This window comes from Campylobacter mucosalis, assembly GCF_013372205.1.
Lineage (GTDB): Bacteria > Campylobacterota > Campylobacteria > Campylobacterales > Campylobacteraceae > Campylobacter_A > Campylobacter_A mucosalis.
Genome location: NZ_CP053831.1, coordinates 55,494 through 78,969, shown reverse-complemented (window position 1 = coordinate 78,969; position 23,476 = coordinate 55,494). Strand labels below are relative to the sequence as shown.

The following is a 23,476-nucleotide window of genomic DNA, read 5'->3' as shown; positions in this document are numbered from 1 at the left end:
TTTATAAAGTTTTAAAAATCATCAAAACTTATACTACCTTTTGAGTAGTTTGTAACTTTTGCTTCAAAGAAATTTGACTTTTGGTCGTTAAATTTTGCAAAGTCATCAACCCATTTTATCGGGTGCTTTGCGTTATAAATTCTCTTTAAGCCAATCGCCACCAAGCGTTGATCTATTAGATAATGGATATACTCGCCAATAATATCATCAGTAAAGCCCATAATTTGGTTTTGCGTGATATATCTGCCCCATTTTATTTCAAGCTCGCCAGCCTTTTTAAACATATCATAAATTTTAGTCTCAACTTCTGGCGTAAAAAGGTCAGGGCGTTCTTTGCGGACTGAGTTTATCATATTTTGAAAGAGCAAAAGATGAGTGATCTCGTCGCGCTGGATAAAGCGTATCATTTGTGCGCTACCAAGCATTTTACCAGCACGTGCTAGGGCATAAATCGCGGTAAATCCGCTGTAAAAATAAATACCTTCTAAAATTTGATTTGCCACCATTGCAAGAAGCAACTTCTCGTCCGTTACATCGCCAGCAAGCTCTTCATAAACGCTTGAAATGTAGTCGTTTTTCTCGCGTAAAACCTCATCGTGTTTTTCCATCTCATAAATCAGATCGGTGTTATCACAAATCGCTTCAACCATAACCGCATAAGACTTGCTGTGATTTGCCTCTTCATAGGCTTGACGTGCCAAACAGGCATTTATCTCAGGTGCTGTAATATAAGGATTTATATTATCGGCTAGGTTGTTTGTCTGAAAGCTATCCATTGAGATGAGCTGGCTCCATACCAAATCATACATACGCTTTTCAGCCTCGGTTAAATTATAGGCATAATCCCTAACATCATCGGTTGTATCAACCTCTTTTGGAAACCACGTGTTTGCCTCCATTAAGTCCCAAAGCTTTAACGCCCACTCATATTTTGCCTTTGTAAAATTTAAAATTCCGTGTGGATTGCCGTTAAATACGCGTCTATCATTAAGCGTTTCATTTGAGCTTGGGTTGTAAATTCTCTTTCTATCCATCATATTTCCTTAATAAAATTTGGCTAATTTTATCTAAAAAACATAAATTTTAACCAGCTCGTCTATTTAAACGCCACGACATCATCATAAAACCAGTAATGACAAAAAGCACAAAAAGAGTGCTAGTAAACGAGTAAATCACTCTACCGACTTCGCCAAATATACTTCCTTGATGAATACTAAGCCAAAATCTGCTAACATCGCGTGGAGTTTGAAATTTTAGCCCATTTGTCGGTTTTTTTAAAGTTGTGTTGTTATCTTTTTTAAACTTAAGAGTGTCATTTTCTGCGTAAATCGTTAGAGTTTTAAAATCCGTAACACTAGTTAAAATTTCATCAATTTGACTAAAATTTTCTAGCTTAATGGCATTAGGTTGCGGTTTTTTACCAGGCTTTGCGTCAACGCCAAATGCCGTATTTACACCACTTCTAACAAAATCATAAGACCAGTAAAGCCCAGTTAAACACATAACGCAAAGCAAAAGTGACAGCCAAATTCCAAGAACTCCGTGAAGTTGATACAAAAAGCCATAACCTTTGCGTTTAAAATTTAAAATTCCAGCCTTTTTTATGCCACCTTTTATGGTAGGCAAATAAAGCCAAAAACCACTTAAAATCAGCACAAATAGCCCTATCGAGCTAATAGCAACTATATTTTTACCAAGACTTAAAAGCTCCTTGCTTTCAAGCAAACCAAGTCCTAAATTTCTATGCACAGAGAGTATCGCCTTAGCAACACTAGAGCCTTTTTCTAAAACAGCTTCGCCGTTATATGGATTTATGAAAAATTTTTGAAGTTGCTTATCATTTAAAACAGATATTTTGACCGCTTTGTTTTTATCGCTTTGTATATTCAAGGCAACTAGGTTGATAGTGCCAAAATTTTGGCTAAATTTAGCTAAAATTTCACTCATTTTTAGATAAGGGGCGTCACTTTTTGCTATATTAACATTATAGGAATTTATAAGCTGTGCAATCTCGTTTCTGTATTGTGCAAATGGTGCACTAAGTGTGACTACAAGCAAAGGCAAGGCAAACAAAAACGTAAGAAGCAAGTGGAGATTAAAAATAAATTTATTGCGTTTAAAAATCACAGATAACCTTGATATGAATTTTCAAAAACGCAATTTTAGTAAAAAAATGTAAAATTTTTATTAAATCAAGCGCTTAGCGGTTTTGGCTCATCATAATAAAACCCCTGAGAAGCATCTATACCGATGTCGCTAATAATACTTGAAACATCTTTAGAGTGGACAAACTCAGCTATAGTCTTTATACCAAGCCGTTTGCTAAACTCGACCATAAGCTCAACCACTCGTCTACTCTCGCTATCTTTATCGATATTTTTTATCATAGAGCCGTCTATTTTGATAAAGTCCGCTTTTAACTTCATCAAATACTCAAAATTTGAATACCTCGTGCCAAAATCATCAATGGCAACCTTGCAGCCAAATTTCCTAACCTCATTGATAAAATGATTTACCTTTTGGAAATTTTTAATCCCCTCATCTTCTAAAATTTCTATCGTTAAACGCTCTCCAATACCGCTAAATGCAGTTAGTTTTGCTTTTAAAAACTCCAAAATTTCAGGAGATAATATATCATCTATCGCTAAGTTTATGCTAAAGCTAAAGTCATTTTTTGAAAAATATTCAAACGAGCTTGTGATGACAATCTTTGTAAGCTCTTTGTATAAATTTGAGTGTTTTGCGATATTTAAAAACTCAAATGGCGAAACAACCTTGCCGTCATCATCTATCATTCTAATTAAGCACTCGTATTTTATAGTCTTTTTGCTAACATTATCGATAATACCCTGCTTATAAAGCACTATACGTTCATCATCTATAGCACGTTTTATCGTTTGAGTTAGATTTATAGTATGAAGCAACATATCCTTTTTATCATCAAAAATGGCGACAATTTCGCGATTTTGCTTTGCGTAGTCCTTTGCTATCTCAGAGCTGATAAGATTTGAAACTTCAGACGAGATACCAAACGTAAGACCGATTGAAAATTTGACATCATCTAAAATAATAGGTCTATTTTTAAACTCGCTTACCAAATTTCTCGCATACGCACTAAAGCTATTTGCGTCCCATTTGTGTCGCTTACCAAGCAGTGCGAAGTTGTCATTTGTAAGCTTAAATAGCTCAAGGTGTTTAAACTTTATAAGCTCTAGCACACGACGACTTACCTCTAAAAGTATGCGATCGCCCATATCAAAGCCATAATACTCATTTATGTGCTTAAATCTTAATATATCAAAACTCGATATAAATGCGTATTCATCGCTATTTGCAATACGATCAAGTAGTGCTTGGCGATTTGGCAGTTTTGTTAGCGGATCTTTTAAATGTCTCTTAACCTGCTCTTGCTGACTCATAAAATCGCTTATATCATAGCATATCGCAAGATACTCGCCCAAAAAGCCGTCTACATCTACGAGCGGAGTTAGCGTAGTTTTTGCATATTTTTGAGCGTCTTTTGCGTTTATGGTTAAAATTCCGCTCCAAGATTTTGCGTTTTTAATATCGCTATATAATTTCTGCACCTCATCTTTGTAAACTTTATCAAAAATAACGCTAATATCGCTACCGACTATATCTTGCCTACTCTTTTTTAGTGCCATACAAAGTGAGTCGTTTGCGTAAATTATGCGATTTTTATCATCAAATTTAAACACCATAGCCAAGCTGTTTAGAGTATTTTCATACTGGCTTAGAAGTAGTGCTTTTTGCTCTTTTTGCTTTGTTTGGCATATCTTTTCATCGACTAGATAGTTGATTTTGTTAGCTAAAACCCTAAACTCATCAAAGTCAAATTCATCTTTTGAGATATGCTCATTTCCGCCTTTATCAAAGTAGTTTAAAAAGTTAGCAAACTGATCTGAGAGCCATTTTTTCACAAAAAATGCCAGTATTGCCACGACTGATAAAAGTGCTATAAAATAAAAAATCGATAAAAATAGCTGATTTAAAATTTCAGTATTTAGCTTGGCTTTCTCATCTGCGATGGTTTTATAAATATCGCTTAGCCTAGCTCTAGCAACCAAAACTAGCGAGAATGCGTTTATATCTTTTGCAAAGATTACTTCGCCACTATCATCTAAATTTGGAGATACATAAAAGCCCTCTTTGTCAGAATTTTTTACCAAGCCCATAATGCTTTTAAATCTATCTTCGCTAATTTTAGCATTGCCTTGTAGAATTTGACTCTGTTTTAAACCCTCTTTGCTTAGCAAAAACATATCACTAGCAAGTAGTCGCTGTTTTAAATTTTGGATGAAATTTAAATTAAAGGTACTTAAATCCGTTTTATAAACGATAACGATATTTAAAGGATAGTAAAAACTAGCATAAATAACACTATCGTCTGCCACGAAAATAGCGTCATCTTTATTTACAATACTAAGCAGAGTCGGTGCTAAAAATTTAGCCTCTAACTTGCCTGATAAAATTTCACCATTTGGTGTTAAAAACGCAAAATTTGACGACTTAAGTATGGACTTTAGCTTATCTAAGCTGTCTATATTAGAATTTATTTTTTTATAAATTTGGCTTTTTAGCTCAGATTGTAGTTTTACTAGCTCGTCTTGATAGGTTTTGTTAATGTCGTAATACATCTCGTAAACGTTGTTTTTTAGGCTCTGTTTTCTTTGTATTAAAATTTCATTTTGCCTTATTTTGACCTGCTCGTCCAAATTTGTATATATTTGCAAAAAGTCAAAAAACTTCACAAAGCACATTGCCACTAACGATATAAAAATTATAATTAAAGCTATAAATTTAGATATAGTTTTACTACCGCCTTTTACTGAGTCAAATACCATTTTTGCCTTTTAATATCACGTAACTTAATAAAATATTACTACACGTAACCTTAAAAAAGGCTCCCCTGCTTTGGCTTTAACTTAAAACTTTGCCTAGATAACGGGCTTTGCCCCAGTTTTACAATAGCCTGTATATGTGCATTTGTGCCATATCCCTTGTGTTTAGCATATCCGTATCCTGGATAAATCTTGTCATAAGCACTCATTAGCCTATCTCTGCTAACCTTAGCTATGATACTTGCTGCACTTACTGCTGGTATTTTAGCATCGGCCTTTATCATTGTTTTTATGCCTGTTTTATAGTTTGTATTGCCGTCAAAAAGCAACTCATAGCCATCAAAATATCTTTTTATACACTCAAGCGAACGCCTCAAGCACTCGCTAAGACCAAGCTCATCTATTAAAACATTATCAAAATAAACAACAAGATATTTAGATGAGTTTTGAAGTTTTGCAAAAATTCTCTCACGCTCTTTAGCACTTAGCTCTTTAGAGTCAGCCAACTCATCAAACTCTCTTTTTAAAACACAACCAGCAACAACCAATGGCCCAGCCAAAGATCCACGCCCAGCCTCATCTATACCGCAAATTTTACTTTTCAAATTTTAACCTTTGAGCGTAAATCGTCTAAAATACAAAATTTTTAATATGCGAAAATTCTACATCTCATAGATAAAAATAACGTAAATTTAAAATCAATTTACTTTAAGGAAAAATAGTAAAATTTATCATAGAAGTATCAATATTGAAAAATTTACACACTATTATAAAATTTCTAAAAATTTATTTTGCAACGTAAAAATATGGTAAATATATCGTATTTAACGCATTTTTAAAGCTGTTAAAGTAAAAACAAAGTAAAATTTTAAAAATACTAAACTTAAATTTTAATACTAATTAAATCTTATTAAGTTTTCTTTTATAGATAAAGTATTAAAATCGCATTTAATAAGCATTAATAAAACAAATTGGAGGTAAAAAAGGTGCTTAAATGGTAGCTTCTACCAAAAATTTCAAAATCAATCAAAGGAGTGTTTTATGAAACAGAGTTGGTTTAACCTAAAGCTTTCAACCTGTATCTTTGCGCTCAGTGCTTCAATGTTTTGTTTGGGGCTAAATGCAAACCAAACAGGAGTGCAAGACGATAAAGCTGAAAAAACCTTTCAAAACGATGGTTACAAACCACGAACGCTACTAGACGTGGTTGAGGGAGATAAGGACTATTGGGAGTATTTAAAACAAAATCACCCAGTATTTAAATTTGAAAAAGAGGGCAGACTCATCGGCAAATATGAAATTTCTGACCGCGATGAGGAGTTTGTCGACTTTGGTGGCGGTAAAAAGTATGCGCAGAAAGTTGGACGACCTACGGCTGTTACATATCGCTTGGCTTACGAAAGCTTCCTTGACTTTCCAAACAAATTCGTAGGTGAGAAAAAATGTGGCGAGTGCCACCCTGCACAATACGAAGCTTGGAGCAAATCACGCCACGCAAAGACCATAAGATGGCCTGAGGAGCTTGAAGAGGTTAATGGCGATCCAAAACAAGGTATGTATGGCACAAACACACCTATCTTAACAACCGGCATACGTCCTGATGATACATACGGAATTATTGGAACACCTCGCACAAAATACGGCTTTTTAGATAAATGGCTAGTGCGTGGAACATACCACGTAATTGACGGAACACTTGATGATCCAAATTCAAAAATCGTAGCAGGCGGAAACCAGTTCTCAGTAAACTGGACAAAATACATAACACCTGAGAGATCTCTTGAAATTCAAAAAATCTTCCCAAATTTCCCTACAAAAATGGAGGATTTTGGCGGAAACGGCTCACATATATGGGGTATGAACTCTTATGGTGCTAGCTATCAAAAGAAATTTAAATTCCAACCAGCAAGTGCATACTGCGAAGTCTGCCATACGTTCAAATTTGACTTTAAGTCAAAAGATGAGTTCTTTGCTGCGCTTGGTAACGCAAAAGAGTTAAGAAAACACACTATATCACGTGGTATATCTTGCGAGGAGTGTCACGGAGCAGGTGCTCACCTATATGGTGCAAGGGGTGCTGGTATGCCTAGTAACTGCGAAAGATGTCACCAAAGGTTCCAATATCACGAAGATGACAGCAAGATAAATCCAAGTAAGCCGTTTAACTCTTACTTTAAATCAGCTTGTCCGTCTTGCGGAACAGAGGGCTCACAGCTTTATAACTCTGCCCACTATGACAAAGGCATCAGATGCTCTACTTGCCACGATCCACACGAAGTCACACAAAACGACTGGAAAGATCCATACACTCTAAGCAATATCAAAAAAACTTGCCAAGACTGCCACGAGCCACAAAAAGAGATGTTTAAATTTGGTGGTCCTCACGCAAAAGATAACTGTACGGGTTGCCACATGCCAAATATGATGAGTTGTGAAAACTTCCCAGCTATCCAAGACCCTGATCACGGCGGATTTGACAACGTTCGTGCTTCACATATTTGGAAAATTTTAGTTGATAAAGATAAAAAATCAATCAACCCTCCAGAGGGCAAAGATAGAGATCCTAAAAAGACAAAAGGCTGGAGATTATCACGTGAGAATGGACGCTTCTATGTGGATTTAATGTGGAGTTGCGGTAGAACTGCGTTTGAGGATCCAAACCTAGTAAAACCAGGTGCTAGCGGTTGCCATAGTGCGATACAATCAACATTGCCAAAAGAGCTACACTACACAAATCAAGAGGGAATTTACAACGATGTTATGAAGTGGCAAAACCCTGTAAAAGAGGGATATGCTAAGGTTGAACTCGCTCTTAGAAAAGTAGATAGAGGCATAAATGATAAAACCAAAAAGCTATCAACAGAGCAAAAATCTAAGATCTTAACCCTTGCAAAACAGGCTCAAGATAACCTAGATATACTCAAAAAAGACGGCTCTTGGGGTGTTCACGGACCTCAATATGCTCAAAAACTAGTCAATGAAGCTCTTGTATATGTAGAACACGCACAAGAGATCATAGACGGTAAAAGCAAATAGGCACAAAAGGGGCTTTATGCCCCTAAAACAATAAAAGAAAGGAGAAAGGCTATATGTTAAAATTTGCCCGACTTATCATTTTTATTGCTTTTAGTTTTTCTAGTGCCTTTGCGTCTATGCCGGCTGATTTAAACACTGGTATAGATGGTATGACTCCTATTAGTATGAGCCAAGCTGAAAATTTAAAAAAGCAAAACAATGTATATTTTCTTGACACAACAACAAAAGAAAATTACAACCTAAGGCACATACCAGGAGCTATAAACGTAGATGAGAACACAACTTTGGGCTTGTTACCAAAAGATAAAGAGGCTACACTTGTTTTTTACGGACAAAACTCATCATCGTTTAGTGCAAATGACATTGCACTCATAGCACAAAAAAATGGCTATAAAAATCTATACCTCATCACAGAAGGCATAGAGGGCTGGGTAATCTCAGGTAGAGCTACCGAGTCAAGCAAAAAGGCGGATAAACTAACGCAAAAGGAAATAACAAATTTCCACGATGGTATTCACTCAAGGCTTCATTTTGCAAACAATATGCCAGCTTGTCGTGACTGCCATAGCTCACCAAAGGTAATCTTTGCGTCAAAGCAGGAGCTTGAAAAACTCTTTAGAGATAAAGAATTTGTGAATGATAACTGCAAAGCTTGTCACAAAGATGTAAAAAAAGACTTTGATATGAGTGTGCATTCAGCTAAGATGACAAAGGAGCTAAAAGAGGGGCAAAAGCTACCTAATTGTACCGATTGTCACGCTATACACATAGTTGACAAAGCTGGAGTAAGCAAAGATCTAAAACAGATCAGCGAGCAAAACTGCGGTACTTGTCACGAAAAAGAGCAAAAGCTTTATCATAGGACATTTCACGGCAAAGCACTACTGCTAAATAGCCCGGGGGACGCTATTAGAGTGGCTGCGTGTTTTGATTGTCACGGTGCTCACGATGTGTTGCCACTTGATAATGAACGCTCAAGAATTCACGTTGACAACCGCGTAAAAACTTGTGGCGAGTGCCACCCAAATTCAAATCTAAATTTCACAGGCTTCATAGCTCACGCTGACCATACGGATAGTAGAAATTTCCCAGAACTTCACGCAGCGTATGTATTTATGACCTGCCTAGTTATAGGAGTATTTGCATTCTTTGGCTTACACACTCTGCTTTGGTCTATCAAGCTTATAAAAACAAGGCTTGAAAATCCAGAGGCTTGGAAAAAAGCAAAAGAGGCAAGACACGATGACGCCATTAAAGTAAAACGCTTTAGTGCATTACATATCATTCAGCACTTCTTTATGGCATCAAGCTTCTTAGCACTAGCATTCTCAGGTTTGCCACAGAAATTTTACGACTCTTCGTGGGCTCTTGGTATGATAGATCTAATGGGCGGTATAGAGATGGCAACGCTAATACACCACGTAGCAGCTGTTGTTATGTTTGCTGTATTCTTTAGCCATATAGCAGAGATTATCATCGTTCAAGCCAGAAAGGGTAGTGGATTCTTTAAACGCCTGTTTGACGCGGATTCGCTAATGCCACGAATGCAAGACTTTAGGGATATGAAAGCACACTTTATGTGGTTTATAGGCAAAGGCGAACGACCGCAATTTGATCGCTGGACATACTGGGAGAAATTTGACTACTTAGCAGTATTCTGGGGTATGTTTATCATCGGATTTAGCGGACTTGTACTATGGTTCCCAACGTTCTTTGCAAGTTTTATGCCAGGCTGGATGATAAATTTAAGCACACTTGTGCATTCAGATGAGGCGTTGCTTGCGACTGGATTTATCTTTGCGATACACTTCTTTAATACCCACTTTAGGGCTGACCGCTTCCCTATGGATATGGTTATCTTTAGTGGTTCATTAACAGAAGAAGAGATAAAACAAGAGCGTTTAAAATGGTATGAGCGTCTAGCTAAAAACCAAATGCTAGATAAGCTAAAAGATAAAAACGAAAAATCTAGCTCATATTTACTCATAGCAAAACTAGCAGGTTTTGCGATGTTAATAACAGGGCTTGTATTCTTGTTTATGATGATATACGCTGCTTTAGCGTAAAATTTAGCCGACTCCGCTTGGGGTCGGTTTTTATTTTCCTACGAATGATGATATAATTTTGAAAAAACAAGGGGCAAAAATGGCAAGTGCAGTTATGCTTCAAGCAAAAGATGGTTTTATTTTAACGAGTGAAATTATAAATTCTATGAAACAGCTCTTTGGCGAAAAGATTAACGTCATAGAGCTTGATAATGATATGGTTGAAGCCTTACAAAGTGAGCTAAGCAGGGCTGATACGATAAAATTAAAAAATATAGTCAAGCGACTTGATAATGGCGAGTTGAAATTTTACTCTGACGATGAAATTTCTAACCGCCTATCTAAAAAATACTCTGATGCCGACAATGCCATATTCATATCGCAAAAATGAAGCAATCAATAGGGAAAACATAAGAGATTTGATATTTAAAGGATACACAATCCCTTTTTCAATAAGCAGTGACACAATAGAAATACTTGCAATTTTTAAACACAATTTAACTATTTACACCAAATAGCCAAACTCCACTTGGTTTATTGTAATACACTTTTAAATAATGCTATAATGCCAAAATAATACAAAGGTAAAAAATGGAAATTTTAGTATTTTCAGCGATTATATTTGGCATTGTGGCTTTTGCATACTCTTTGATTGATACGGTAGTTAAAAACGCAAGGTCTTAATATGGCTATTTTGACAAAAGAAACTATACTAGATTATATGTCCAAAATGAAATCAAGATTGAAAAATGACGGCATAGACGAGATAGGGCTTTTTGGAAGCTATGCAAAAGATAACGCAGATACAAACTCGGACATCGACATAATACTACTTACCAACAGCAAATTCTTAGAAAAATTTGGCGGTCTTGGGTCATTTGCATATCTTGACAAATTGAGATTAAAAATTTCGAATAAATTTAAAAAGTCAGTCGATATATGCACAACGTCATCAGCTAAAAAACTGCAAGATGATTTCTTTAAGGACGCTATCTATGCAAGATAACAAAAATATTCTACAGCGACTAGAGCTTATAGTATAACTTTTTCACACACAAGCAAGTTTTATATCAAGAGCTTTCATAGCCTTAAAAATACTCTCAAAGCGTGGTTTTACTTCTGGGCGAAACATTTTATAAAACTCTCTGTTTAAATTAGCCTTTTTAGCGACATTTTCTATGCCACGACTTCTAGCAATGTCAAACAAAGCGTGTCTAAGCTCATCCAAATTTCCATCGGCTAATACTTGTGTAAGACGCTCTTTTCGTATCTCATCATTCGTAAGAGAATCCGCCGTTTTTAATCCTTTAAAATTGCATTGTAGTCGTATTCATCTTTTTCAATTTCAGCTTCAAAATTTACGGCGTTTTGCAGGCTGTGTTTTGCAATATAAGCTAATAAATCAAAAAATCGATTTTGAAAATTTTGGGTATAGATGATTTGCATTATAATGCGTTAAGCTCTTTTAATTTTTGCTTACTCATAGCTTTAAATTCATCTGAGCTATAAAGTTTTTCTGTGCCGTTTTGCACTCTATCAACCACTTCTTTTAAGTTTTTAATATCATCTTTATTTATGTTAAATTCTAAATTTGAAACTCTAATTTCAGCACTTGGGTCAATTTCAAAAATGAAGCTTTGTAGTTTTTCAAAATTTGAAGCTTCTAATGTCATATTGATATTTACGGCATTCATTTTTTATCCTTATAATTTCATTTCATTTGAGATGTTTTTTAATTATATATTATATGCCCTAAATTTAAAAACCTTGCCACGTGATGTGGCGATCACTAATGCCACGAAACTAGCAGGTTTTGCTTCTGGGCGAAACATTTTTAGTGTTTTATTGTTTAATATTTTCAAAACTTCTTTGACTATTTTTGGGTGTAAAATTTCGCCTGCATGGTGTGGTAAAACTTGTCTAATTGTGCCGTTAAAATAAATTTTATGGTTTCCTTTTTGTCTAAGAAAAACAAAACCATTTTGCAAATAGTAACTTTCCAAAAGCCATTTTTATATGATATTTGCTTAAATATAGTGAATTGTAAAGATTTATAATATTCTAAAATATAGGCATTTAAAAGCCTTAATTATAAGAACCTCGCTACAAAATACCACTAGACAAAGATAGAGAGCTTTTAAAAGATAGCTCCACTCCATTTTTATACGTTAATATCTCACGCACCAAGCAAGGGCTTAGCAAGACCTTTGTTTACCGCTACCAAGAAACGATAAATCAAAAACGCACTACAAAAGACTATATCCAAACTAACCCGATAAGAGAGATAAATTTTAGCGACGTTTTTATAACTTCAAAACAAACGAACTATAAAAGCATAAAAGAGCCGTCAAGGTTAAGCGATTTTTTACGAGCATTAGAGAGCTATAACGGCTCGATACACACTCAAATGGCTTTACTTTTTGGAGTGCATACCTTTTTACGCTCCAATAATGTCAGATGTTTAAAATGGGATTATATCGACTATAAAAAGGCTCGGTTTTGGCAGCGAGTTAGTATTTCACGGATTAAGGCATACAGCGTCCACGCTTTTAAATGAGTTAATACCAGTGCATAAGCTAGATAGCAAAATTATAGAGCTTTGCTTGGACCATAAAGAACGAAACGAAGTAAAAGCCGTATACGATAAAAGTCAAAGATTAGACGAAAGGGTTAAATTAATGCAATTTTGGAGCGACTACATTGACAATTTAAAAAAAGGAGTGAATAAATGGAGCGAGTTACAAATCTAAGTATATTTTTCGATTTTTTAAGCGATTGTATCCACCTAAAAAACCAAGTTAAACCAATAGAAGTCATTAGATACGAAGCTTTACAAAACGGCTTAGAGTATCTTTTAACCGCCTTGACTGGCTGCCAAGCCTTGCTAAAATTTGCATTTATGATAAAGCATTTAAAAACAGCCTGGCTCAAAAGCTTTTTAGGATAGAAGCTACCGCCCCTATTATAGGCTACAATGCAAAAGATAGATATTTGACACGTAATGAACGCATAGGGGCTCAAATACTTCAGGCGTGTCAGGATTTTGATAATATCGTGAAAATCACAAAGCAAGACCAGTAAATAGACAAAAAGCTCACAAAGCTATCAAATCTAAGCTACAAGCAACGAACACAGGCTAAGACATACAAACAACTTTAAGTTTTCGACCCCTTAATGCACTCCCTAGTTGTTTACAATTCAACTCTCAATATAACCCCCTAATTGATAATTTAACCAGCCTAACCTTAAAATCAAGGTTAGCCATTTTTTAAGCTTTACATAAGAAACAATGACACTATTAAAACAAAGAGAGGGATTTAAAGCTCTCTATATTTAGCGTAGGGGGCTTTTATAAATGAACTAAAAAGCTAATCATAAGCTACCAAGTATTAAAATAGCCTAATCAACACAAAAGGCACGATATGCAAACAATCACACTAAGAGCAAATGAAACGCTCATAAATCAAATCCTAGCGATAAGCAAGGCATTAGCAAAAGCAAATAATCAGACTTTAGAAACTATTGCAAACGATGAAGCCTATCAGATAGTGATAAATGGTAAGCTCCAAAGCGTAAGCGAACAGACACTAAAAAAAGAGCTACACAAAAGAGCTAATGAAGCAAAGCAAGGGATAGGAGTTATTACGCTTAACGAGCTAAAAACAGAGATAGAACAATGGTAATCTTTAAAAGTCAGTTTAAAGATGAACTAAAACGCATATATGGTTATATCAAGCAAGACAGCAAGGATAGAGCAAATAATTTTATATCAGAGCTAATTAAAAAATTAGAAAATATAGAGAATAACCCATTTATGTATCGTAAATCTTTATATTTTGATGATGATAGCAAAAAGGGATTTTATTTTTAAAGGCTACACGATACCTTATGAGATAGTGGATGAAAAATTTACATTTTAGGCATTTTTAAAGCCAATGAATGGGAGTGTGAAACTAATAAAGATTGATAGCGTTTCACAATTGAACCTTAATTAAGTTTCGATCTAAAAAGAGCGTGAAACATCTTAAATCTTAAGAGATTTTTGCAATTTAAGCTTTTAGAGCTTAAAAAATAAAACTTTACCTTTTATAAACGCCGTATTTTAGGGCTGCTTCGATTGGCACGATTGATGAAATTTTATTTTTAAGCAAAATTATCTCATCATCATCTAAACTTTCCAAATAAAGCTCTGTTGCTTCTTTTATATTAACTAATGCTTCTTCGTAGGTTTTGCCCTGTGAAACGCAACCTTTTAAATAAACCTGCCACGCGAGGTGGCAAGCAAAAGAAGCATTTGGGACTTACACTTACGCTGCCCAAATATCAAAGAACACCCTACTGGACGTCCTCTACTTTGACCATCTTATCAACTTCGATATACACGGTTTCCCCTGCCGAAGTCGATTTATATACATCGTGTGTAGACTGATCTACGTTGTTGTCTTGAGCGACTTTGTCTAGTTCAGCCTTATCATTTTGTCCTGTAAGCTTACTAAAGCCCTTTAGATTTAGCACATCATCGCTATCACCGTTGACCTCAAGGATACCTGAACTATCTTTGATAGCTTTTACAGCATTGGCATCTAGCGTAACTTTAACTGCACCAGCTTTACCATCACCGCCTAGTTGTAGAGCTTCGATATTTTCAACTTTATTATCCAAATTTGATATATTGCTAAAGTCGATATCTTTATTGATGATTAGAGTATCGCGACCTGCTCCGCCGTCTACTTTGGTATCGTCTTGATCAAACACGATCTTATCGTCACCAGCACCAGCGTCTATAGTATCAGCACCATTTCCACCGTCTATGGTGTCGTTTCCGCTACCAGCTTTGATAGTGTCGTTTCCACCTTTGCCGTCGATATACTCGCCTTTTGTAGAGCTTGAGTGATCGATAGTATCAACGTTGTCTGTGCCGTCTACGTCATAGCCTGTTTTGCTTGAATCTGTAACAAACGAAACTTCACTAATAGGTTTTTTATAAGTATTAGTGTTCTCATCATACACTAAACCATTATCATCAAATGGCTCAGTATATACTTTCGTTTCTATTGTACCACCACCTTGACCTAATGGAATTTTGTTTCCATTTTCATCAATTATACCAACAACAGCTCTATTATATTGTGGATTCCATACACCAACAACTACTTCTACGTCGTGTTTGCCGTTTAGATTTGGAACATCAAATATGATGTTATTTACCCAACCGCCACCGTTTGAAGATGAAGAACCAGACCATCCAACACTTGTAAATTCCTCTTTGCCATCTACTTTAACAATCAATTTAACTTCGTTACCACTAGCAGGTGTTCCATTAGCACTTAAATACTCAACATACATTTTGCTCTTGCCGTTTTCAATCTTAGCACCTTTAACTAGTGTAGTGCCACCAAATGAATATACCTGAGTTGTATTGTGAGCTACTGATCTTACTATATTCCAACCACTATATGTAGTGCCTAAATCGTTACCAGTTTTTGCAATTTGGTTTCTAATCTCAACATTGTGATTATCTGCGTGTGTATTAAATGTTGATAGATTGTTGTTTGCAACACCGCCCCAAGACCACATTTTTCCTGTTAAGCCATTTTGTGTTTCAGGAATTTCATCTGTGGCATCAACATACTTAGTAGCAACTTTTACTGTTGTATCAACTTTCGCTGTATTTCCAGCTTCGTCTGTCACTGTTGCTGAAATTTTACTATTTGCATTTAGGCTACCTTTTGGTATGTAAAGTTTGCCATTATTGCTCTCTAACGTTACAACTTTTCCGTCTACGGTAACCACAGGTTTTGCGTTACCAGCGTCTGTGGTTACCACTTCGCCGTCAGCCTTGATCTCGATACCAACTTTTGTATCTACATTGATATCATAAGCATCAGACTTAGGAGATTTTATGCCAGTTAGGCTCTCAGCAACAGCTGTGATGTTGTGTGAGCCATCTTTTAGAGCAGATGTGCTTAGCGTCCAGTTGCCGCTATTATCAGCTTTTGTAGTGCCTATTAGTGTATTGCCGTCATATACTTTGATCTCAGTTCCTGCTGTTGCAGTGCCTTTGATGGTTGGAGTAGCGTCATTTGTAACACCATTTTTACCTATCTTGCCATTTGCAACTCCACCTACCACATCATCTGTTATCTCTGTAATGACAGGTTTTTCAGGGGCTGTGTCGGCGTCTACATTTACACTTGCGTTAGCTTTGTGAGTTTGGCTGACACCCTTATCATCTTTAGTTGTGATAGATACACTAGTTTCAGCACTCTTACCACTCTCGACAGGAGCTTGTAGTGTGATCTTATCGGCTTTTTTCATATCCGCATCTATAGTTATGGTTTTATTTTCTTTGACTTCATCACCAACTTTAAATTCCACATTGACGACATCGCCTACTTTTGCAGCATAAGGTAGGTCGATTATGACATTTGTCTTAGTCGTATCGCCGTCTTTGAAATTCTCTGTCACAGATAGTGTGCCATCTTTGTTAGTGTCGTCCTCGTAGCTGATCTTAAGTTCATTCATATCTTTCATGATCTGATGATACTTAGTAGCTGATCTAACTTCACCACCGCTTCCAACTAGATCTACTTTGACGCTCGTGCTAAATTGACTATTTCCAAGTCCGCTATCTTTAAATTTATTTACCACTTCATCACGAGAGTGTGTAGGAACTTTTTCTACATCTAGCACAATAGAACCGTTGCTAGGTGCTATCGTTTTAGTGCCCACTTTACCTGTGTTTGTAGTTTCAGTAAATGTAAATGTGCCGTCAGCATTTTTAGTAACTTTAACTGAAACATCCACAACATTAGGCGTTAGAGTTGTGCCAGATATTGTTCCGTCTACATTATCAGTTATTTTGATATTTATAACATCGCCAGTAGCAATATTTGTCGGTAGCGTGATCTTAGCTGTTGCGTTTTTAATATCGCCGTCAGACTTAGCTTGTTCTTTTGTGGCACCGCCATTTTGCCAATCCTCATAAGGCATTTTATGATCGCCCTCATAAAAGTCAAGTGATATATCGCCAAGTTTTTCTGTGCTAATAGCTTTTGTCAAGCTTTGAGTTATGTTGCTTCCATCTGTTGTCGAAATTTCAGCTGTGATACTTGCAGATGTATCTGTGTTGCTTCCAGTTATATTAAACGTAGCAGGAACTTCGACAGATTTTCCATTTACAACTTTGTTTTGGCTGTTATCGACTGAATTATCAGGTTGTAGCTCTAGGTTGCCATTGTTATTATCAACTACGTTATATTTACCGATCACGTTGCCTAACTCATCTTTGATAGTTAGGACATCTCCAGCTGCTGCCTCGTTAGATAGTGTAACAGTCGCTGTAGTTTTAGCTGTGTTGCCATCTTTTGATGACTCATCTCTTGTTAGAGAACCGTTAGTGTCGGTGTCTTCGCCGTAAGTGATAGTAGGTGCTTGAAGCGGAGTTTTAGCTGTCGCCTGATCGCTACCTTCGTTACCAGTCGAATCAACCATAGTTGCTTTAACTTCTGTGCCATTTTGTGTTCCAGCGTCTTTGATGTTAATAACCTGGTTGCCGTTTGCGTTGGCAACTGATGTTTTGTCAATATTTGCATCAGTGCTTGTAGTGCTCCATACGCCGTTAGCACCTTTTGTATATACAGCCTCTTTTTTAGAGCCATCAGTCGCTGTGTAAGATATGGTTAGCCTCTCTCCATCATTGTTTGAAACTACTACGCTTACATCGCCGTTTCTATTGGCTACTACGTCAACATCAGAAGCATCCGTATCAACATTAACATTAAATGTGCCTGATTTGTTTGATACTGATTTAACTGGATCGTTTGAGAAGCTTTCGGTTCTTTCGTTGATTATAGCAGCTGTTAATGGGTTTTCACCTTGTGTTGTTAATGGAGTTTTTAGCTCAATGCTGAAATTTCCTTGTGGATCTGCTTTACCCTCGCCTACTAGGTTACCGTCTTTATCAAATATACCTATTGTAGAGTGTGGGTATTTTGTTGTGCCTTGGATAGTTGGAGTTGTATCATCTGTTTTTGCTCCACTTGTTAAATCACCTTGTTTGCTACCTGTATTATCTTGAGCTTTTGTGATAACTGGTGCCTCAATCTGTACAGCCTCTGATACCTTGCTAACTCTAGCTTCATTGCCTGAGTTGTCTGTTGCTGGTTTGCCATTTTTCATAGCTACAACTTCTAGGTTGATGTTTTGTAATCGTGGTAGATCATCACCATTTGTGTAGAATGTAAATGTTGCTTTGCCATCAGTTGATATATTTCTTGTAAAGTCAAATAGAACATTGCCATTTTCATCTTTAATCTTAATAGCAAATTTATCTGCATCGACTTCTTTATCTTGTAGTGTTATAGTTACTGGTCTACCAAATGGATTTACGTGATCACCTGTTCTTATTTCAGTTGCAAATTCTATATCAACTGGTGCAGTTCTATCAATGATTGTCTGAGATGGTGTATTTGTTGTGTTGTTGCTTGGATCTGTTGCAACTGCTGTTACTTTATCGCCATCTTTTAATACTAAATCTTTTGGAAGCTCTGCTGAGTATTTACCCTTTTCATCTGCTGTAACTGGTGGTAGTTTAACTCCGTTAGGAAGTGTTACTTCTACTTTTGCACCTGGTTCTGTTGTTCCAGTTACTGCTGTATCACCATTTTTGATTATGTCTATTTTTACGTCTGGCGCTACTCTATCAATAGTTGTCTCTACTGGTGTTGTTGTGTTGCCTGCTTCATCTTTTGCGACTACTGTTACTTTGTTGCCATCGCTTAGAGTTACACCATTTGGAATTTGTGCTGTGTAGCTACCATCATCATTAGCTGTAACTGAAACTTTTTCTCCGTTAGGGAATGTTACTTCTACTTTTGCACCTGGTTCTGTTTTTCCAGTTACTGTTGTATCGCCATTTTTGATTAGATCGATTGTTATGCTGTTTGGAGCATCCGTATCAACATTAACATTAAATGTGCCTGATTTGTTTGATACTGATTTAACTGGATCGTTTGAGAAGCTTTCGGTTCTTTCGTTGATTATAGCAGCTGTTAATGGGTTTTCACCTTGTGTTGTTAATGGAGTTTTTAGCTCAATGCTGAAATTTCCTTGTGGATCTGCTTTACCCTCGCCTACTAGGTTACCGTCTTTATCAAATATACCTATTGTAGAGTGTGGGTATTTTGTTGTGCCTTGGATAGTTGGAGTTGTATCATCTGTTTTTGCTCCACTTGTTAAATCACCTGTTTTACTACCTACATTATCTTGAGCTTTTGTGATAACTGGTGCCTCAATCTGTACAGCCTCTGATACCTTGCTAACTCTAGCTTCATTGCCTGAGTTGTCTGTTGCTGGTTTGCCATTTTTCATAGCTACAACTTCTAGGTTGATGTTTTGTAATCGTGGTAGATCATCACCATTTGTGTAGAATGTAAATGTTGCTTTGCCATCAGTTGATATATTTCTTGTAAAGTCAAATAGAACATTGCCATTTTCATCTTTAATCTTAATAGCAAATTTATCTGCATCGACTTCTTTATCTTGTAGTGTTATAGTTACTGGTCTACCAAATGGATTTACGTGATCACCTGTTCTTATTTCAGTTGCAAATTCTATATCAACTGGTGCAGTTCTATCAATGATTGTCTGAGATGGTGTATTTGTTGTGTTGTTGCTTGGATCTGTTGCAACTGCTGTTACTTTATCGCCATCTTTTAATACTAAATCTTTTGGAAGCTCTGCTGAGTATTTACCCTTTTCATCTGCTGTAACTGGTGGTAGTTTAACTCCGTTAGGAAGTGTTACTTCTACTTTTGCACCTGGTTCTGTTGTTCCAGTTACTGCTGTATCACCATTTTTGATTATGTCTATTTTTACGTCTGGCGCTACTCTATCAATAGTTGTCTCTACTGGTGTTGTTGTGTTGCCTGCTTCATCTTTTGCGACTACTGTTACTTTGTTGCCATCGCTTAGAGTTACACCATCTGGAATTTGTGCTGTGTAGCTACCATCATCATTAGCTGTAACTGAAACTTTTTCTCCGTTAGGGAATGTTACTTCTACTTGTGCACCTGGTTCTGTTTTTCCAGTTACTGTTGTATCGCCATTTTTGATTAGATCGATTGTTAGGTTTGGAGGTGTTACGTCAATATTCGGTCTAACAGGCACTGGGATCGACTCTCTATTTGTATTTGGATCGGTTGCGGCTACATTTAAATTATTTGGATTATCAATAGCATCTTTTGGTATTAAAGTCCAAGTGCCATCGCCATTATCTGTCGTGTCAGCTGGGATAAAGTTACCATTATTATCAAATAAAGCAGGTACTTTACCAAAATCTATGTCCACCTTAATAGCTGGTGTAGTATCGTTTGTTGGAGCTGATGGATGTTTGTTATCAATTGATATAACCCTTGGTGGATTTATAGGTGCTATTGTAGCTAGCGTTTCGCCGTCACCTGGAGCACCATCTACGCCGTTAAATGGCGATAATTCACCAAAGTTATTATCTCCAAGTTCTCTGTATCTGACATTTATGTTTGAGTAGTGTCCGCCATCAGCAAAGTATGCTTGATTTATTTGGGCTGTGCCACCTGCACCTCCACTACCTGCGTTACCGCCTGCTGCAGTTTCTTCTAAATTTGTTAAATCTGCACCATTTAAAATAGCTTTTTGTAAATCAGATAAATCAGCCACAACTGACTCATCTCCAAAGCTTTGACCTTGTGATACGCTACTATCTATAGCTATAACATCATTAGCACCAACGCTTACTTCGCTGCCGTTATCCATTGATAAGACTGTGCTAGCATTAGCTTGCGCCTTAACGACTTCGCCCATAAAAATAGCATCGCCTACGTGTAAAATTCTTTGGTTGCCATTCGCATCTACTGCGATAACGCTACCGGTCGCCTGCTTGACGATCCCTACTTGTGTTGCCATTTTCTCTCCTTACTAAAAAAGTTAGCTGATTATACCTAGCTACGGAAGTTTAATCAATTGTACCAAGGTACAATATGCCACTCAAATGCCGATAAATTCGGTATTGTTAAGAGATATTTTTAGAAAATGCTAGTGAATTTGAAGCTCATAAAGCGTTTTGCTATCAACCTTGCCGAGTTTATGCTTAAATCTCTCACTAGAAAATGACTTCACTTGAAAGCAGTTAACCGCAGAAACATTATCCAGTCCCAGTTCAACAGAATCTTTTAATTTATAAAAAAATGGAATGTCTTTAAATTTATCCTGATAGGTTGTAATAGGAAGTAAAATTTTTATATCATAATTCTTGCCTAGGTTGCTATTTATCACGACTGCTTGGCGAAGTTTTGCCTTGTAAAATTTCACTTGTCATAGTAGTTAAAATCCCCGCTCTGCGCAAGTTCTAGCTCCTCAGTCATAATACCACTATCACCTTTTGCTATCTCATAACCATTTTTCCATTTTTCGAGCTTTTTTTGTTTGCTGTAACTCTTCACTGCCTAGTCGATTACTACTGATAAAGACTTAAATGAATAGGTAATTTGTAGCTCTCTAAGCATTTGCATTACTTCAGTATCTATTGAAAATGTAGCCTTTTGTTTGCCTGATACAACCATTAAATACTATTTTTTATACTTCTAAAATATACGACTATTATGGCATAAGTTTATCAGCTTTAAAATTTTATGGTTTTTTAACCAACTAAAAATAAAAATGATATAATTGCAAGGAACACATAAATTTTATGGAGTCAAAAATGAATAGCAACGTAGAAAAAGAAGTTGATGCTAACTCCTTTTTGGTATCAAAGACCAACACAAAGGGCATCATCACGTATTGCAACGAACCATTTATAAAAATAGTCGGGGCAAAAGGTAGCGATTTAGTTGGCAAACCTCACAACATAGTGCGTCACCCAGATATGCCAAAGGTGGTTTTTAAACTACTTTGGGAATACATAAAACAAAAGCAAGAAATTTTCGCCTACGTGAAAAACAGAAGCTTTGATGGCTCGTTTTACTGGGTCTTTGCAAACATAACAGCCTCGCTTGATGAGAGCGGAAATATCATAGGATACTACTCTGTTAGACGTAAGCCAAACCCAAAAGCACTAGAGGTCATAAAACCCCTTTACGCACAGCTTTTAGATACCGAGAAAAAGGGCGGTATGGACGCATCGCTAAAACTTCTTGAAACTACGTTAAAAAACAAAAATTTAAGTTACGACGAATTTGTAAATAACTTACAAAGATCATAGGAGTTAGAAATGTTTGATAAAAAATCGCTCTGCAAAGATGAAATTTTAAAAGTTATACAAGCAGCAAGAAACGGGATCCTAGAACCACGAGTTATAAACCCAAATCCAAAAGATCCACTATATGATATCGCAATTGGGATAAATGACCTATTAGATCAAGTTGAAGCACTTCAAAGAGAGATGGCGACGTGTGTTAATATGGCACAAAGTGGCTCAACTCATAGAAATATATTTACAGAGGGCTTTCGTGGTCTTTTTAAAACAAACGCCATATCAATGAGCAGGGGCGTAGATGGGATAAAAGCTGGACAAAAGGGCAAGATAAGGGGTGTTCTATCTGAGAAATTTGGAGAGCTTGGCAATGGAAACAGAGGTATAAACGAAGTTCAAGCTGATCTAAACTCAAGTATGCAAACCCTAAGCCAAATGGCAGAAAGCGCGGTATCTACATCAAAAGTAGCCGAGCAAACGCTAGGAAACGTAAATGAGCTTAGCTCAAATATCGCAAATTTAGAAGAGCTTATAAACAACTCAGGTCACGCCATACACGCGCTTACAAGCAAAACAAATGAGATAAGCTCTGTTGTGGGGCTTATAAAAGATATCGCCGATCAGACAAATTTGCTATCTTTAAATGCTGCCATTGAGGCGGCTCGTGCTGGTGAGCACGGTAGAGGCTTTGCGGTCGTGGCTGATGAAGTGCGAAAACTAGCAGAAAACACGCAAAAAGCCACAAGCGAAATAAGCATAAGCATACAAACTTTGCAACAAGAAGCAAACGCCATAAGTGCAAATTCTGATGAGATAACAAATATAGCAAAAAGTGCAAACTCAAGCGTAGAGGTGTTTAAAGACACACTATATAAATTTAACCAAGATGCAAAGGATACAGCGATAAAATCGAGATTTGTTGAGGATAAGACATTTGCGATTATCGCTAAAATTTCACAGATAGTAAGCAAAACCAAAGCCTACTCTGACGTCATCAACGAGCATATAAACATCGATGAGTTTACAGCTATCACGGACGAGCTAAAGGGCTGGTATGAGAACGAGTGTCAGCAGAAATTTGGCAAAACCGCGTCGTATGCAAAGCTAAAAGAGCTAATCGATGAGTTCGCAAATATTACAAATGAGGTCATAAACGACGCAAAAGACGGCTTTAAGGCTGGTAGCATTAGCCTACTGACGTCTAAATTTACAAAAGTAGAAGCGATAAATGAGCAGATATTTAAGCTATATAACACCATGATCGCTCAACGCACTCAAGAGGTATAAGCCCCAAACGGGGC

Annotated in this window: 18 protein-coding genes and 3 pseudogenes; 9 read left to right on the top strand and 12 right to left on the bottom strand. The window is 36.6% G+C overall.

What is annotated here, in order from left to right:
* Nucleotides 1–11 precede the first annotated feature (11 nt).
* From CMCT_RS00370 to CMCT_RS00355, 4 genes are all read right to left on the bottom strand, one after another.
* Nucleotides 12–1,034 carry a ribonucleotide-diphosphate reductase subunit beta gene (locus CMCT_RS00370; RefSeq protein ID WP_169752661.1) on the bottom strand — a complete coding sequence of 341 codons (1,023 nt, stop codon included), beginning with the start codon at nt 1,032–1,034 and terminating at the stop codon, nt 12–14.
* Between the two features lie 49 nt (nt 1,035–1,083).
* A complete protein-coding gene (locus CMCT_RS00365; protein ID WP_034970255.1) occupies nt 1,084–2,127 on the bottom strand; it encodes a PepSY-associated TM helix domain-containing protein in 1,044 nt (347 codons plus the stop codon).
* A gap of 65 nt (nt 2,128–2,192) precedes the next feature.
* Nucleotides 2,193–4,772 (bottom strand): EAL domain-containing protein, encoded by a 2,580-nt coding sequence (locus CMCT_RS00360; protein ID WP_176324960.1) that lies wholly within the window; start codon nt 4,770–4,772, stop codon nt 2,193–2,195.
* Between the two features lie 143 nt (nt 4,773–4,915).
* A complete protein-coding gene (locus CMCT_RS00355; RefSeq protein WP_034970258.1) occupies nt 4,916–5,467 on the bottom strand; it encodes a ribonuclease HII in 552 nt (183 codons plus the stop codon).
* A gap of 436 nt (nt 5,468–5,903) precedes the next feature.
* Here CMCT_RS00355 and CMCT_RS00350 point away from each other — a divergent pair, with 436 nt between their 5' ends.
* From CMCT_RS00350 to CMCT_RS00335, 4 genes are all read left to right on the top strand, one after another.
* Nucleotides 5,904–7,898: a cytochrome c3 family protein gene (locus CMCT_RS00350; RefSeq protein ID WP_176324959.1), complete on the top strand. Its 1,995-nt coding sequence runs from the start codon at nt 5,904–5,906 to the stop codon at nt 7,896–7,898.
* 53 nt (nt 7,899–7,951) lie between these two features.
* The gene (locus CMCT_RS00345) at nt 7,952–9,964 is read left to right on the top strand and encodes a rhodanese-like domain-containing protein (RefSeq protein WP_034970260.1); all 2,013 of its coding nucleotides are present in this window, start codon (nt 7,952–7,954) and stop codon (nt 9,962–9,964) included.
* 79 nt (nt 9,965–10,043) lie between these two features.
* Nucleotides 10,044–10,334, top strand: a complete 291-nt coding sequence (locus tag CMCT_RS00340; RefSeq protein ID WP_034970263.1) for a hypothetical protein — start codon at nt 10,044–10,046, stop codon at nt 10,332–10,334.
* Nucleotides 10,335–10,628: 294 nt separating this feature from the next.
* A complete protein-coding gene (locus CMCT_RS00335) occupies nt 10,629–10,949 on the top strand; it encodes a nucleotidyltransferase family protein (RefSeq protein ID WP_034970264.1) in 321 nt (106 codons plus the stop codon).
* 42 nt (nt 10,950–10,991) lie between these two features.
* Here CMCT_RS00335 and CMCT_RS00330 read toward each other — a convergent pair whose 3' ends face one another.
* The 4 genes and pseudogenes from CMCT_RS00330 to CMCT_RS09260 all read right to left on the bottom strand — a co-directional run.
* Complete coding sequence (locus CMCT_RS00330; RefSeq protein WP_244948667.1) at nt 10,992–11,213, bottom strand: addiction module antidote protein; 222 nt, start codon at nt 11,211–11,213, stop codon at nt 10,992–10,994.
* 29 nt (nt 11,214–11,242) lie between these two features.
* Nucleotides 11,243–11,389, bottom strand: coding sequence for a hypothetical protein (locus CMCT_RS00325; protein ID WP_176324958.1), 147 nt, complete (start codon nt 11,387–11,389; stop codon nt 11,243–11,245).
* Nucleotides 11,389–11,637, bottom strand: a complete 249-nt coding sequence (locus CMCT_RS00320; RefSeq protein ID WP_034970270.1) for a hypothetical protein — start codon at nt 11,635–11,637, stop codon at nt 11,389–11,391. The genes CMCT_RS00325 and CMCT_RS00320 overlap by 1 nt, the downstream gene beginning before the upstream one ends.
* Before the next feature lie 162 nt (nt 11,638–11,799).
* A pseudogene (locus CMCT_RS09260) lies at nt 11,800–11,946 on the bottom strand (type II toxin-antitoxin system HicA family toxin); the annotation flags it as partial.
* A 725-nt stretch (nt 11,947–12,671) separates the two neighbouring features.
* On the opposite strand from CMCT_RS09260, the gene CMCT_RS00310 reads away from it, so the two are divergent.
* The 3 genes from CMCT_RS00310 to CMCT_RS00300 all read left to right on the top strand — a co-directional run bounded on the left by CMCT_RS00310 (nt 12,672) and on the right by CMCT_RS00300 (nt 13,814).
* Nucleotides 12,672–12,890: a hypothetical protein gene (locus CMCT_RS00310; RefSeq protein ID WP_034970273.1), complete on the top strand. Its 219-nt coding sequence runs from the start codon at nt 12,672–12,674 to the stop codon at nt 12,888–12,890.
* A 475-nt stretch (nt 12,891–13,365) separates the two neighbouring features.
* Nucleotides 13,366–13,626, top strand: coding sequence for a hypothetical protein (locus CMCT_RS00305; RefSeq protein ID WP_034970276.1), 261 nt, complete (start codon nt 13,366–13,368; stop codon nt 13,624–13,626).
* On the top strand, nt 13,620–13,814 hold the full coding sequence (locus CMCT_RS00300) for a type II toxin-antitoxin system RelE/ParE family toxin (RefSeq protein ID WP_034970282.1): 195 nt from the start codon (nt 13,620–13,622) through the stop codon (nt 13,812–13,814). The genes CMCT_RS00305 and CMCT_RS00300 overlap by 7 nt, the downstream gene beginning before the upstream one ends.
* 208 nt (nt 13,815–14,022) lie before the next feature.
* On the opposite strand, the pseudogene CMCT_RS00295 reads toward CMCT_RS00300, so the two are convergent.
* The 4 genes and pseudogenes from CMCT_RS00295 to CMCT_RS09400 all read right to left on the bottom strand — a co-directional run.
* Nucleotides 14,023–14,199, bottom strand: a pseudogene (locus tag CMCT_RS00295) (type II toxin-antitoxin system HicB family antitoxin); the annotation flags it as partial.
* 79 nt (nt 14,200–14,278) lie between these two features.
* Nucleotides 14,279–20,887 (bottom strand): retention module-containing protein, encoded by a 6,609-nt coding sequence (locus CMCT_RS00290; RefSeq protein WP_176324956.1) that lies wholly within the window; start codon nt 20,885–20,887, stop codon nt 14,279–14,281.
* Nucleotides 20,888–21,016: 129 nt separating this feature from the next.
* Nucleotides 21,017–21,292 carry a type II toxin-antitoxin system PemK/MazF family toxin gene (locus tag CMCT_RS00285; RefSeq protein ID WP_082198672.1) on the bottom strand — a complete coding sequence of 92 codons (276 nt, stop codon included), beginning with the start codon at nt 21,290–21,292 and terminating at the stop codon, nt 21,017–21,019.
* The gene (locus CMCT_RS09400) at nt 21,289–21,423 is read right to left on the bottom strand and encodes a hypothetical protein (protein WP_257791971.1); all 135 of its coding nucleotides are present in this window, start codon (nt 21,421–21,423) and stop codon (nt 21,289–21,291) included. Before CMCT_RS09400 ends, CMCT_RS00285 begins: the two co-directional genes overlap by 4 nt.
* 260 nt (nt 21,424–21,683) lie before the next feature.
* Here CMCT_RS09400 and CMCT_RS00280 point away from each other — a divergent pair, with 260 nt between their 5' ends.
* Entirely contained in the window at nt 21,684–22,184 is a 501-nt protein-coding gene (locus CMCT_RS00280; protein ID WP_034970095.1) for a PAS domain-containing protein, read from the top strand.
* Between the two features lie 570 nt (nt 22,185–22,754).
* A pseudogene (locus CMCT_RS09515) lies at nt 22,755–23,462 on the top strand (methyl-accepting chemotaxis protein); the annotation flags it as partial.
* Between the last annotated feature and the right edge of the window lie 14 nt (nt 23,463–23,476).

Coding starts and splice junctions, on each gene's coding strand:
- CMCT_RS00325 (WP_176324958.1), bottom strand. CDS start 11,389: ATGCAAATCATCTATACCCAAAATTTTCAAAATCGATTTTTTGATTTA.
- CMCT_RS00310 (WP_034970273.1), top strand. CDS start 12,672: ATGGAGCGAGTTACAAATCTAAGTATATTTTTCGATTTTTTAAGCGAT.
- CMCT_RS00305 (WP_034970276.1), top strand. CDS start 13,366: ATGCAAACAATCACACTAAGAGCAAATGAAACGCTCATAAATCAAATC.
- CMCT_RS00300 (WP_034970282.1), top strand. CDS start 13,620: ATGGTAATCTTTAAAAGTCAGTTTAAAGATGAACTAAAACGCATATAT.
- CMCT_RS00345 (WP_034970260.1), top strand. CDS start 7,952: ATGTTAAAATTTGCCCGACTTATCATTTTTATTGCTTTTAGTTTTTCT.
- CMCT_RS00335 (WP_034970264.1), top strand. CDS start 10,629: ATGGCTATTTTGACAAAAGAAACTATACTAGATTATATGTCCAAAATG.
- CMCT_RS00370 (WP_169752661.1), bottom strand. CDS start 1,034: ATGGATAGAAAGAGAATTTACAACCCAAGCTCAAATGAAACGCTTAAT.
- CMCT_RS00280 (WP_034970095.1), top strand. CDS start 21,684: ATGAATAGCAACGTAGAAAAAGAAGTTGATGCTAACTCCTTTTTGGTA.
- CMCT_RS00320 (WP_034970270.1), bottom strand. CDS start 11,637: ATGAATGCCGTAAATATCAATATGACATTAGAAGCTTCAAATTTTGAA.
- CMCT_RS00350 (WP_176324959.1), top strand. CDS start 5,904: ATGAAACAGAGTTGGTTTAACCTAAAGCTTTCAACCTGTATCTTTGCG.
- CMCT_RS00290 (WP_176324956.1), bottom strand. CDS start 20,887: ATGGCAACACAAGTAGGGATCGTCAAGCAGGCGACCGGTAGCGTTATC.
- CMCT_RS00340 (WP_034970263.1), top strand. CDS start 10,044: ATGGCAAGTGCAGTTATGCTTCAAGCAAAAGATGGTTTTATTTTAACG.